At 57.3% G+C, this 12,614-nt stretch carries 12 protein-coding genes and 1 tRNA gene; 8 read left to right on the top strand and 5 right to left on the bottom strand.

Annotation, left to right across the window (positions count from 1 at the left end):
- Positions 1-72 precede the first annotated feature (72 nt).
- Complete coding sequence (locus ACQY5P_RS19960) at positions 73-435, bottom strand: hypothetical protein (RefSeq protein ID WP_428408631.1); 363 nt, start codon at positions 433-435, stop codon at positions 73-75.
- A gap of 105 nt (positions 436-540) precedes the next feature.
- Positions 541-825 (bottom strand): metal-sensitive transcriptional regulator, encoded by a 285-nt coding sequence (locus ACQY5P_RS19955; RefSeq protein WP_104831826.1) that lies wholly within the window; start codon positions 823-825, stop codon positions 541-543.
- A 27-nt stretch (positions 826-852) separates the two neighbouring features.
- Here ACQY5P_RS19955 and ACQY5P_RS19950 point away from each other — a divergent pair, with 27 nt between their 5' ends.
- The 8 genes from ACQY5P_RS19950 to ACQY5P_RS19915 all read left to right on the top strand — a co-directional run bounded on the left by ACQY5P_RS19950 (position 853) and on the right by ACQY5P_RS19915 (position 9,803).
- Positions 853-1,320, top strand: a complete 468-nt coding sequence (locus ACQY5P_RS19950; RefSeq protein ID WP_133162379.1) for a hypothetical protein — start codon at positions 853-855, stop codon at positions 1,318-1,320.
- A gap of 189 nt (positions 1,321-1,509) precedes the next feature.
- Positions 1,510-2,055 carry a copper-binding protein gene (locus ACQY5P_RS19945; protein ID WP_428408630.1) on the top strand — a complete coding sequence of 182 codons (546 nt, stop codon included), beginning with the start codon at positions 1,510-1,512 and terminating at the stop codon, positions 2,053-2,055.
- Positions 2,056-2,129: 74 nt separating this feature from the next.
- On the top strand, positions 2,130-4,160 hold the full coding sequence (locus ACQY5P_RS19940; protein WP_428408629.1) for a copper resistance system multicopper oxidase: 2,031 nt from the start codon (positions 2,130-2,132) through the stop codon (positions 4,158-4,160).
- On the top strand, positions 4,160-4,966 hold the full coding sequence (locus ACQY5P_RS19935) for a copper resistance protein B (RefSeq protein WP_428408628.1): 807 nt from the start codon (positions 4,160-4,162) through the stop codon (positions 4,964-4,966). Before ACQY5P_RS19940 ends, ACQY5P_RS19935 begins: the two co-directional genes overlap by 1 nt.
- 12 nt (positions 4,967-4,978) lie before the next feature.
- On the top strand, positions 4,979-6,022 hold the full coding sequence (locus tag ACQY5P_RS19930) for a nuclear transport factor 2 family protein (RefSeq protein WP_428408627.1): 1,044 nt from the start codon (positions 4,979-4,981) through the stop codon (positions 6,020-6,022).
- Positions 6,023-6,105: 83 nt separating this feature from the next.
- A complete protein-coding gene (locus ACQY5P_RS19925; protein ID WP_428408626.1) occupies positions 6,106-6,651 on the top strand; it encodes a DUF305 domain-containing protein in 546 nt (181 codons plus the stop codon).
- A gap of 255 nt (positions 6,652-6,906) precedes the next feature.
- Positions 6,907-9,126: a copper-transporting P-type ATPase gene (locus ACQY5P_RS19920; protein WP_428408625.1), complete on the top strand. Its 2,220-nt coding sequence runs from the start codon at positions 6,907-6,909 to the stop codon at positions 9,124-9,126.
- Positions 9,123-9,803, top strand: a complete 681-nt coding sequence (locus ACQY5P_RS19915) for a class I SAM-dependent methyltransferase (RefSeq protein ID WP_428408624.1) — start codon at positions 9,123-9,125, stop codon at positions 9,801-9,803. Before ACQY5P_RS19920 ends, ACQY5P_RS19915 begins: the two co-directional genes overlap by 4 nt.
- 721 nt (positions 9,804-10,524) lie before the next feature.
- Here ACQY5P_RS19915 and ACQY5P_RS19910 read toward each other — a convergent pair.
- The 3 genes from ACQY5P_RS19910 to ACQY5P_RS19900 all read right to left on the bottom strand — a co-directional run bounded on the left by ACQY5P_RS19910 (position 10,525) and on the right by ACQY5P_RS19900 (position 12,600).
- Positions 10,525-11,841, bottom strand: a complete 1,317-nt coding sequence (locus ACQY5P_RS19910) for an integrase (protein ID WP_428408623.1) — start codon at positions 11,839-11,841, stop codon at positions 10,525-10,527.
- Between the two features lie 231 nt (positions 11,842-12,072).
- A tRNA-Gly gene (locus ACQY5P_RS19905) sits at positions 12,073-12,146 on the bottom strand.
- 79 nt (positions 12,147-12,225) lie between these two features.
- Positions 12,226-12,600 carry a winged helix-turn-helix transcriptional regulator gene (locus tag ACQY5P_RS19900; RefSeq protein ID WP_428408622.1) on the bottom strand — a complete coding sequence of 125 codons (375 nt, stop codon included), beginning with the start codon at positions 12,598-12,600 and terminating at the stop codon, positions 12,226-12,228.
- Positions 12,601-12,614 lie beyond the last annotated feature (14 nt).

Below are 12,614 nucleotides of genomic sequence, written 5' to 3'. Positions count from 1 at the left end.
GAGCACGTCCAACAAACGCCGCACGAATACGCACAGCGCGATGAAAAAGCCCGCTCTAAGAAGCGGATGTGCTCAGATTCGAGGAGGCGGCGGATCGAGATGCGAAGGCGTCGCCAGCCCGGGCTCGGCCGGCGGGATCGCATACTGAACTAAATGAAAGGCCAGACCGTTTTCCGCCGTTGGTTCGGGGCCTGAATAAAATCCTGGGCATATGAGCGCACACGCTGCAGCGCATCCAGCGTCATGACTTTGAGTCTTTTCGCCTTTCATGCTGTCACAATCGTCAGCGCCCATGGCGCCCATCGACATCTGCGGACCGGCATCCGCCATTTCCATCATCCCCGCCTCGCCGCCCATGGAGGCGCAGGACGCCAGCGCCACAGCTGGCGAAACCGCCATGGAGAAAATCAAGGCTATGAAAACAAAGATACGCATTAAGCCAATTATCCGCCTCGAACGGCTTCGATGTCAATCAACGATACAGTGAACGGGTTTCCTAAATGTTCTTTTAACTTCCGCCAAAGGCAACTCCGTTGGAGGCTAACGCTTCGTCCTTTCGAATAAATCCACCAGTTCCGAAAACTTCTCCCTCTGCGCTTTGGCGCTGCCAGCAGTAATCGCCTCCTCCACGCAATGGTGGGCATGGTTTTTGAGGATTTCACTTTCTGCCCGTGATAAAGCGGATTTGATCGCCTGCACTTGATGCAAAATATCGATGCAGTACCGATCCTCCTCGATCATGCGGGCGACGCCGCGGACCTGGCCTTCGATACGGCTGAGGCGTTTGATAATCGCTGAATTGTCCGACACGAGATTTCCTGACATTGACATATACCCTACAAGGGTATAGATATGCAGCTTGAAGAGGATGGTCAAGGCGTGTTTGCAGGCTCGTTAAAAACAGTTGTCTTTGCACTGTTTGCGCTCATTTTAAGCGTGGGTCACAGTGTTTGTGCGGAAGTGTTGGCCTCTTCCGCGTCAGCCTCGACGCCGGTCCATGAATCGCACGCATTAGATGCCGGCAACGACCATCACGCGAACCATAAAACCGCACAAAAGTTTTCCGGGGAGCATGAGGCTCCCTGTGGAACGGGCGATTCAGACTGCCAACACTGCAACGCTGCGCAATTTTATAAAACCGCGTCCGTCGCCGAACTCGCCAGCCCGCTTCCTGCGTCGGCTGCGTTTTTTGTCATCCTTCATGATGACGCACTTGCATCAATCAGCCGCGTCGGCGCCGTCTCATTTCAGGTTGCCTTGCGTAGGCGAGGCCCGCCCGGCGAAACGCCAGTTTCTTTGAAAACTAAACTTCTGAACTAGGTTGGTCCTGATGCGCACTCATTCGTGAGTGCGCCGATCGCGTGCGGCATAAAGATATTTGTGCCGCGCGTACAGCGACGTCAGTTCACACATTTTCTCCACTGACGTCTGACGTCGCCCCGAGGCAATCGCCCACCAAACGCGGACCCGAAATTCGCGCCAAATAAGCAATCAATAAGGACAAGCCCGATGAAAAATATGCTGACAGTTTTGACTTTCGCCATCCTCGCTCTCCTCGCCGCGCCCGTACATGCTGCGCCGGATCAATCAGACATGGACCCAAGCGCCAAAATAGCTGGCGAGGCCATGGATCATGGCGACCATTGCGGCATGCCGACCGGCGAAGGCGTGATCAACGCCTTTGATGTCAGAAAGTCGAAAATCGATCTCACCCATGAACCGATTGAATCGATCGGTTGGCCGGAGATGAAAATGCAGTTCTCCGTTTTGAAACCGGTCGACCTCTCCGCCTTCGCGGTCGGGGAGCGCGTTCACTTCATGCTGAAGGCCGAAAAAGACAAGTCCTACTCTATTGCAATGATGTGTTCGCTCGATGCCGACGAAGGAACTCATGAGGCGTGCATGACGAAAATGCACGATGTCGCCATGAAATCGGCGGCCGATGCGGGCGTCGCCTGCCCGATGGGCGAAATGGACGGCATGAAGGGCATGGACCATGGCGACATGGGCAAGTCCGGCGACGCCACGAAAACCGATCACAAAGGCCATCACTAACAATAATGGCGGCGCGCCATGGCGCGCCGCGCAAGCACAGCCTCGGCCAGATAAGTTCTGATTGGAGACCTAGAATGTATTCGCGAAGACGATTTATGCAGGCAGGCGCCGCGGGCGGCGTCATCGCCTCCGCAACCGGTTTGCTGCCCGCTTGGGCAAAAAGCGCCATCGCCGGCAATACCGGCATTTTTGAACTTGCCGGCAATTCGTTCGATTTGACCGTCGGCCATAGCGCCGTTGAAATCGGCAAGCGCCGCGGCCACGCGATCACGGTCAACGGGACCGTTCCGGGCCCGCTCCTGCGTTTTCGCGAGGGCGAGAAGCTGACGCTTCGCGTCAAGAATATGCTGGACGAGGACACATCGATCCACTGGCACGGGCTTCTTGTCCCGTTCTATATGGACGGCGTTCCCGGCGTCTCCTTCCCCGGCATCAAGCCGGGCGAAACCTTCACCTACGAATATTCGGTCCCGCAATACGGCACATACTGGTATCACTCCCATTCGGGCCTCCAGGAACAGGCGGGCCATTACGGACCGATCATCATCGATCCCGCCGGCACCGATCCCGTCACATCAGACCGCGAATATGTGCTGGTGTTGTCGGACTGGTCTTTCGACCATCCGCACAAGGTCTTCGCCAGAGTCAAAAAGGATATGGAGGTCTACAACTTCCAGCAGCGAACCATTGGCGACTTTGTCAGCGACGTTGGAAAGAACGGGCTCGGCGCAACACTCGAAGACCGCGCGATGTGGGGCCAGATGCGCATGTCCCCGACAGACATCTCGGACGTCACCGCCGCTGCCTACACCTATCTCATCAACGGCCATTCGACCGCCGACAACTGGACGGGCATATTCAACACCGGCGAACGGGTGCGCCTGCGGATCATCAACGCGTCGGCGATGACGATTTTCAATTTCCGGATTCCCGGCTTGCCAATGACCGTCGTCGCCGCCGACGGCCTCAATGTGCGGCCGGTCGAGACCGACGAGTTCCAGATCGGTGTTGCGGAGACCTATGACGTTATTGTCGAGCCGAAACGCGCGCGGGCCTTTCCAATCGTCGCGGAATCGATCGACCGCTCCGGTCAGGTCGTCGCCACTTTCGCGCCCGAACCGGACATGCGCGCGACGGCGCCGCTGCTGCGCGAACGCCCGACCCTGACCCACAAGGACATGGGCATGGCCGCAATGGCCGGCATGAATCATGGCGGCATGGATCACGGGGCCATGGCAAGCGGCTCGAAGGCGCCGGGGCCGAATGTTCAAGGGTCAATGGATCATGCGGCCATGGGGCACGGGACCAGTGCGGACACAAACGACGGCGCGGTCAAACCGGACATGGCGAGCATGCCCGGGATGTCTGAAGACAAGTCAGGAATGTCTTCCATGTCGCACGACATGTCCGTCGGCGCGATGCAGGAACACAATCACAAGACCGGCGCCGGCGTCGACAATGTCGCCATGGCGCCGACCAATCGTCTCGATGAACCCGGCCTCGGTCTCGAAGATGTGCCGCATCGCGCGTTACGCTACACGCAACTTCGAAGCCTTGATCCGAATCCGGATACGCGCGCGCCGGAACGGGAGATGGAAATCCATCTCACCGGCAATATGGAGCGGTACATGTGGTCGTTCGACGGCGTGAAGTTTTCCGCCGTTGAAAAACCAATCATCTTTCATGAAGGCGAACGCCTCCGCGTCACACTCGTCAACGATACAATGATGACGCACCCGATCCATCTACATGGCATGTTTTTCGATCTTGTTGTCGATGAAGGCGATCACAAGCCGCGCAAGCATACAGTGAACGTCAAGCCGGGCGACAAATTGTCATTCGATGTCTCGGCGGAACATGTCGGGGACTGGGCGTTCCATTGCCATCTGTTATTTCACATGCATGCCGGGATGATGCAGGTCGTGTCGCTGTTACCACGCGACGGCGCCGCGCCAATCGCGCCTGACGAGATGAAAATGGACCACAAGGCGATGGGCCACGAAGGCATGGATCACGGCTCCATGAAGATGTCCGACGAAACCATGAAACCCAGAGAGATTTCATCTCCCGACCACTCGAAAATGACACATGGGAGCGAGCACTGATGACGAAGGCAACATATTTCTCGGCCGCCGGCGGCGCCGGGTTCATTCTTGCGTTGGCGATTGCGCCTGCGAAAGCGGAGGATCCGACCCAACCCTGGTCGCAGGCCGACAGCTATTACGGTCCGACAGAAATGGCGGAAGCACGACGCGCCGTCCAGAAAGAACATGGCGGCAATACCATGTATTACGTGCTCGCCGACCGGCTGGAATACCAAACCAATGACGGCGATCCGTTGCTGCTGTTTGACGGCCAGGGCTGGTGGGGCGGAGACATGAACAAGCTGACCCTCAAATCCGAGCTCGAATATGATTTCAACGCCGGCCGCTTTCATGAAGCCGAACTTCAGGCGTTGTGGACGCGGCCCATAGCCCGCTACTTCGATGTGCAGGCCGGCGTTCGCCATGACTTTACAGCCGGCGCCGATCGAACCTTCGGCGTTCTCGGCGTGCAGGGCCTTGCGCCATACTGGTTTGAGATTGACGCCGCCCTGTTTGTCAGCGGCGAAGGCGACGTCTCGGCGCGCATCGAGGCTGAATATGAACTCATGCTCACGCAACGATTGATCTTGCAGCCGCGCACGGAATTGAATTTCGCCATTCAGTCCGTTGAGGAGGTCGGCGTCGGCAGCGGCTTATCCACCGCCGAAGTCGGGGCGCGCCTCCGCTACGAAATCAGGCGGCAGTTTGCGCCTTATGTGGGCGTCTCGTGGACGCGATCGGTCGGGGAAACAGCTGACTTTGCGCGCGCTGACGGCGAAGACCCCGGCGGCGTTTCATTCGTCGCCGGATTGCGGCTTTGGTTCTAGGGAGGAACACCAATGGAAAACATGATTGAACCGAACATTCATCCGATCCTTGTTCATTTTGCTTATGCGCTGTCGATAACAGCTTTTGTCTCGTACACGCTGGCGTCATTGGCGCCGTCGGGGAAATGGCGTGAAACGCTCCGTCCGGCTGCGGACTGGATGCTCGCATTTGGCGCCCTTTCAATCGTCGCGACGATTGCGGCGGGATTTCAGGCTTACTACTCGGTTGCACACGACGGACCATCGCATGCGGCAATGACAGTTCATCGCAATTGGGCAGTCCCTTCGGGCGCCGCGATCTTGTTATTGGCGCTCTGGCGCTGGCGGGCGCGCATGAAAGCGGCTTCACCGATATTCATTGCGCTCCTCGCCGCCGCAGCTCTCTCCTTGTCGGTCACGGCATGGTGGGGTGGAAAGATCGTCTATGGCTACGGTCTCGGCGTGAAAAGCATGCCCACCGTCACCGGCGAAGGCCATGACCACGAACATGCGCCGGGCCAGGAACATGGCGACACGACAGAAGCTCCTGAGTCTGACGATCACGACAATAGCGACGGCCATCATGACAGTGACACAGAAGACGGCGCCGAAAATGCGGAGCACGACAATAGCGATGGTCATCATGACGACGATGCCGGAATGTCTACGCCTGCGCGCGCCGTCGAGGCTGGCTCTCCGGAAGCTGTCGTCAACGCCTATGGCGCCGCGTTAAGAGCCAAAGATGAAGCCACTCTGCACGCCCTATTGGCGCCTGATGTCATCATCGCCGAGGGCGGCGGCGCGGAACGCTCCGTAGAGGAATATGCTGGCCATCACATGCCCGCCGACATGGCGTTTACCGCGGCGGTCGAGTTTTCGCTAAAGCAACGCGACGTAATCGAAAACGCCGATCTCGCAACAGTCGTTTCCGAGTCGCAGGTTCATGGAACATACAAGGGCGAAAACGTGCATTCGAGAATGATGGAAACGATGGTCTTACGCCGTGAGGGCGGCCAATGGCGCATTGTTCACATCCACTGGTCATCAGCGCCGATCACAGGCGAACACGAACATTAATCGGCGCGCCGGAACCATGCTGAGCGACTGTTGTTAAACAGCATACCCTATAGCCGTATGGTGGCAATGAGACGGAGGAAAGAATGGACGAAAAAAAGGACGGTTCCGTAATCTACTGGCGATTTGCCGCAATGATCGCGACCTCGATGATCGTCATGTTTCTATTCATGTATTTGAACACATTTGAGTGGAGCCATGTTCGCTGGAGTGAGACGCGCTTCTACATGACATTCATCATGGGCGCCGGTATGGCCGTTGTTATGCTGAGTTTCATGCTCGGCATGTACAAGAAACCAAAGGTCAACCTTGTTATTTACGCCGGCAGTTTAATAATCTTCGCGCTGGCGCTCTGGCTCGTTCGCAGTCAGGCGACTATCGAGGACCGCTCTTACATGAGCGCGATGATACCCCATCACTCTATTGCGATCCTGACCAGCGAACGCGCAAGCATAGACGATATTCGCGTTCGCGAGCTCGCTGACGAGATCATCAAAGCCCAACGCCGCGAGATTAAAGAAATGGAATGGCTGATCGACGACATCGCAATGAACGGCAAGGCGACGACGCAGGCGCAAGCCGACGCGCGGCCTGTCCCGTCCTTTGAGGGGAGATTAAATCCGACTGACTAATCACGGCGCAAAAACTTAGCGCATTGAATAGTTTTCTGCAGACATGGCACGAACCGGCGACGACGACGCTCGGATTATTCTGGATGGCGATTCTGGCGTTCGCGTGGCTAGCCGGCGGCGTCGCTCTCCCGCCCGTCCTTACAGTGTAATAAAATCAGCCTTTTCAAGACATGGTTGACAATACCCCATAGGGGTATTATGTATTGTACTATAACGCCAGAAAACGACGCCAAATGCGTCTTGTGGAGATCCCCCATGCCCGAACAACATTCACACGGTCATGCCTGTTGCGAAGTCAAAGGCGAGTCAGCGGCCAAGACCGGCAAATACGATCGTGTTCCCGCGGGCTATACGGGAACGGTCTGGACATGTCCGATGCACAGCCAAGTGCGTGAGACCAGCAACACCGGTTGTCCAATCTGCGGCATGGCGCTGGAGCCAGAGACCGTTTCCTTGAGCGCCGAAGAAGACACGTCAGAACTCGATTCCATGACGCGGCGATTCTGGGTCGGCGCCGTCTTGAGCATCCCCCTTTTCATCTACGCTATGGGCGATCTCATTCCCGGCCAACCGTTTGAAGGCCTGCTTCCCGGCGCCTGGCCGCAATGGATCCAGTTCGCCATGGCGACGCCCGTCGTCCTTTGGGGCGGCTGGCCATTTTTTGTCCGCGGCGTTCAGTCCGTTCGCACCATGAATCTGAATATGTTTACGCTGATCGCCCTTGGCGTCGGCGTCGCTTATGTTTTCAGCGTGGTCGCAACAGTCGCGCCTGGTGTTTTCCCGGACGCCTTCCGCGGCATGCATGGCAATGTCGCCGTTTATTTTGAAGCGGCGGCCGTCATCACTACCCTTGTGCTGCTTGGTCAGGTGCTTGAATTGCGCGCCCGCAGCCAAACCTCCGGCGCCATTCGCGCGCTCCTGGAATTGGCGCCGCCAACGGCCCATCGCATCAACGACGACGGCTCCGAAGAAGAAGTTTCTATCGACCATTTGCGCGAAGGAGATCGTCTACGCGTTCGGCCGGGCGAAAAGGTTCCGGTCGATGGAGAAATCATCGAGGGCAGAAGTTCGGTCGATGAATCGATGGTCACAGGCGAACCGATCCCGGTCGAAAAGAATGCCGGCGACAAGGTCACGGGCGGCACGGTCAACGGAACCGGCGGCTTCATTATGAAGGCGACCCACGTCGGCGAAGACACAATGCTGTCGCAGATCGTCAAAATGGTGTCGGAAGCGCAGCGCAGCCGTGCGCCCATTCAGCGCCTTGCGGATACGGTTTCGGGCTGGTTCGTGCCTGCGGTCGTCGTCGTTTCGATCATTACGTTTATTGTCTGGAGTCTTTTTGGCCCCGAGCCGGCCATGGCGTTCGCGACCGTCAACGCGGTCGCGGTGCTGATCATCGCCTGCCCTTGCGCGCTCGGTCTGGCCACGCCAATGTCGATCATGGTCGGGACTGGCAAGGGCGCGCAGAACGGCATCCTCATCAAGAACGCCGAAGCCCTCGAAACCCTGGAAAAGGTCGATACGATTGTCGTCGACAAGACTGGCACCCTGACAGAGGGCCGCCCGAAACTTGTTCTCGTCGAGCCGCAATCTCCATTTACAGAAGGCGAACTCCTGTCCCTGGCGGCGTCTGTCGAAAGAGGCAGCGAACACCCGCTGGCGGCGGCCATCGTCGAAGGGGCTGAAGAACGCGGCGCCCAAATCAGTTCGGCGTCGGAATTCTCCTCGGTCACCGGAGAAGGCGTTGAGGCTATGGTCGACGGCCGCAAGGTCGCGCTTGGCAACGCGAAGATGATGAAACGCATCAGCGCCTACGACGAAAGTATGGCGGCGAACGCTGAGGATCATCGGCGCGAAGGCCAGACAGTCATGTTCGTCGCCGTCAATGGAAAACCGGCCGGCCTCATCGGCGTTGCCGATCCGATTAAGGTGACAACGCCGGACGCCATAAAGGCGCTGCATGAGGCTGGCGTCAAAGTCGTGATGCTCACCGGCGACAGCCGCGCCACCGCAGAAGCCGTCGGCGCCAAGATCGGCATCGACGAAATCCACGCCGACGTTTCGCCGGAAGACAAAAACCGCATAGTGCGCGAATTGCAGGAGACCGGCGCAAAAGTCGCTATGGCAGGCGACGGCATTAACGACGCCCCTGCCCTCGCCCAGGCCGATGTCGGCATCGCCATGGGAACAGGAACGGACGTCGCCATGGAAAGCGCCGGCGTTACGCTCGTTAAAGGAGATTTGCGCGGCGTCGCCCGGGCGCGCCGGTTAAGTCAGGCGACGATGCGCAATATTCGGCAGAATCTCTTTTTCGCATTCATCTACAACGCCCTCGGCGTGCCAGTCGCTGCCGGCGTCCTCTATCCGGTTTTCGGATTGCTCCTGAGTCCGATGATTGCGGCGGCGGCGATGAGCTTTTCGTCTGTATCCGTCATCGGCAACGCGCTCCGGCTTCGTGGCGCAAAACTGTGAACGGTATCGCATCACCCGGCGGCGACAGCGCCCAGCATACGCCGCCGCTGGGCCATCGTGCTCTGACACCTCTTTACGATTTTGCGATTGCATCGTTAACGCGGGAGAAAACATGGAGAAAAGCGCTCGTTGCGGCCATGTCGCCACAGCCGGACGACCGCATCCTCGATATCGGTTCAGGCACCGGCAGCCTCGCGCTCATCATTCATCAAAGATGTCCGAGGGCTCGCTATGTGGGAATTGATCCGGATGAAGACGCCGTCAAACGCGCTATCAACAAAACCGCTAAACTGAGCGGAGACATCCAGTTTCGCTTCGGGTATTTTTCAGCCGAGGAGGATTATTTCGCCGACCCGCCAACCATCGTTGTGAGCAGCCTCGTCTTGCATCAGGTTCCGCTCGCAGAAAAGAAGCGAATCCTATCTGAAGCGAAGAGAGCTCTACCGCCGGACGGCGCCGTGCTCATTGCGGACTATGGCTTGCAGAGAGGTCTTATGCGGTTTCTCTTTCGGAAAACCGTGCAGGCGCTCGATGGGGTGCAAAACACCCAAGCAAACGCTGACGGCGCGCTTCCAAAGCTATTGGGCGACGCCGGCTTTTGTCCAGTCGATGAGATAGAAAAATTCGATACTGTGACGGGGTCGATATCCATCCTTCGCGCACATCCAAAGCGATGACCCGCGTTCCATTCCAAAACCAGTTATCAGTCATTGCCGCGTATAGCCGAGTTAACCGCGCTTTAATGACCATCCAACGCGTACAAAAACGGAAAAACTGCTCCCAACTACTGAAGTGAAATTTGGAAACCCGATTGCACCCCAAACCATAATTCGAATGATTTGGAAAATGGAAAACCGGTTCACGCACTCATTACCTTGAGAAAAAATTGCGATTGACTGCGTTGTCCCCGCGGCCTCCAGCGTGATTGCAATGCTTCCGGACCGTTCTTATTACGAAATTATTGGCGTATTGCGCTCTTATCGCTCCGTACTTCCGCAACAAAATTATTATCACTACGAAATTAGCGGTCCCGGGAGGGCTCGAACCTGCGGCCCCCAGACTCCAAGTCTGGTCATGATTACAATCATAAGCCAAGTTTGCCGCGCAAAACGCAGCATCGCGAGTTTCTCGATCAGTTTCTAAAGACTTGTGTTATCTGCGGCCGTTTTGTCTTGTTCCCGATGGGAAGAATCACAATTTGGCGACAAAATTCGTCCGTGACGATTTCAGAAGAAGACATTGAGCGAGCGCTTCGAAGCGCAGCCCGTATTGTGGACCGATATGGCGACAGGTATTGGCCGCTTTTCGAACGGCTGGAGCGTGAGCTGGAATGCCGTCGATCTCGGGCCTCGCGCCTACGGGCGCACTTGAATTCAAATCAGTCGCGGCGAACGGCGATCACACCAACCCGTCCGGACAGGGATGGACGATCTTAAGCAGCTCACTTCGGCGATATTCGAGCGACCCGCCGTCGCCATAGGCCGGTCTGTCAGTTGCATGGCCCATCAACAGGCATCTAAGGCCATAGTCGAGGCCCGCCTCCTGCATTCGTTTCTCGAAAGAATGCCGGAACGAATAGATGACGTGGTTCGTCGTCGGGAAGAGGCCGCGATTGCGGAACGCCTTCATCAGAGAGGCGGAGAGGAGATCATTCTTGTCGCGATAATGGGGAAAGCCGCCCGGCGCTTTCTTCATCGCTGCAAGCGACACGCCCACAAGGGGAATGTCCCGGATCGACGACGCCGTTTTGATCTCGCGATCCTTAGCGGGCCGAATGCGAATGTGCGGCACTTCGGCGTCAAGGCGGATGTCATCGGCGCACAGATTGGCGATCTCGCTCGGACGGCACCCGGTTTCGATGAGGCTGTAAATGATAAGCTTGGCTTCCTTTTTGAGCCCGTCGAACACGCCGGGAACAAGGATTTTTGTCCTCACCCATTCGTCTTCGAAGGGCGGCGTTTCTGCAAGGCTCGCTTCCTTGAAGTTCAGATTACGGAAGGGATTGGGCCGGTCCTCATCGCCTATATGCTTACAATAATCCTTGTAGAGTTTGCGCAGATTGCCGAGATCGCGATTGGCCGTATTGGCGCCTCGCCGCTTGGCGTCGGATTTGGCGGTTATGCGTTTCAGCCACCAATTATAGAATTCGAGCGCATCCTTGCGTTCAAGATCGAGGATCGGCTTGTCGCCGACGACCTCAATGAAATAGGTAATCGCCCGCTGTTTGGTTTTCTTCCAGGCGCGTTTCTGGTTCGGGGACTTGTTGAGAAGGTCGCCGATGGCGATTTCATCACAATAGATGTCGAACGCTTCGCTCACCGTGACCGAGGGAACCGCCGCGCCGCCGAGAAGCGCTTCGGCTTCGGCCGACTCCTGCGCGGTCTTGACGCCTCTGTCCCGTTTATCGACAGCAGCGAACCGAGCGAGCAATGCCGCTATATCTTCGTGCTCTGCAAGATCGGCGACCGGCGAGTAGACGAAGCCGCGCGCCATCGCCCTGGCGCTCGCGCGCTGATAGCGCCGGATCAGGACGCCCCGTTGCCGGGCGAGCGCTTCTTCGCTCAAGTCATCATCGTGATCGATGAGCGAGGCCCAGAAAAGATCGTCCGCCTCGATCAGCGCGTCGCGCCTGATGCGCGCCGTTTCTTCCGATTTCGTCTTGAGCGTAACGCGAATGACGCCGCGATCATCGACACCGGTATATCGGGTCGGCACGCGGCGGACATAATGCCAATAACCGTCCCTATACTGAAGGTATCGCCGATTCCCGGCGCCGCTCCTAACCACGCGAAATCCCGCTCCCAACCCGAAAACCGAGCAATTTCGTTACACAAATTGTTTCTCGTTTTGTAACACGATATTTCGATATGGCAAGCAAAAAATTCGAGTGCGTGCGAATTTCTTTCGCAATTACATGGAATTAGAACGAGTTTAAATGAAAGAATTTGGAGCGGGTAGCGGGAATCGAACCCGCATCTTCAGCTTGGAAGGCTGCGGCTCTACCACTGAGCTATACCCGCGCCGAGCCGGGAAAATACCCGCTCACCCATGGAATACAATGCGTTGCGGAAAGATTTTTCGCCGCCCGCCGGGTATAGGTTACTTTTGCGCCGTCCGGTCGTAACGGGCCTGCGCGGCATCGATCGCCGCCAGATTGGCCCGCGCCCAGTCGCCGAGCGCCAACACCGGTTCACTCAAAGACCGGCCCAAATCGGTAAGCGCATATTCCACCTGAGGCGGGCTCGTCGGATAGGTCGTCCGGCTCACCAGCCCGTCCCGCTCAAGATTGCGCAGGGTTCGGGTCAGCATCTGCTGGGAAATGCCGCTCACTGCGCGCTTGATTTCATTGAAGCGGAAGGCGCGCTCGCGCAGCAGGACGACGATCAAGACACTCCACTTATCTCCGAGACGCGACAGGACGCGGCTGACCTTCGGGCAGTCGTTGTGAAATAGGCTTTCTGCTTCAGAGGTCATATCGGTGTGACCTG

The organism is Hyphococcus sp. (genome assembly GCF_965267305.1).
In the GTDB taxonomy this organism is placed as follows: Bacteria; Pseudomonadota; Alphaproteobacteria; order Caulobacterales; family Parvularculaceae; genus Hyphococcus.
Note: the sequence above shows the minus strand (reverse complement) of the source record. Positions and strands in the feature narration are given on the sequence as shown.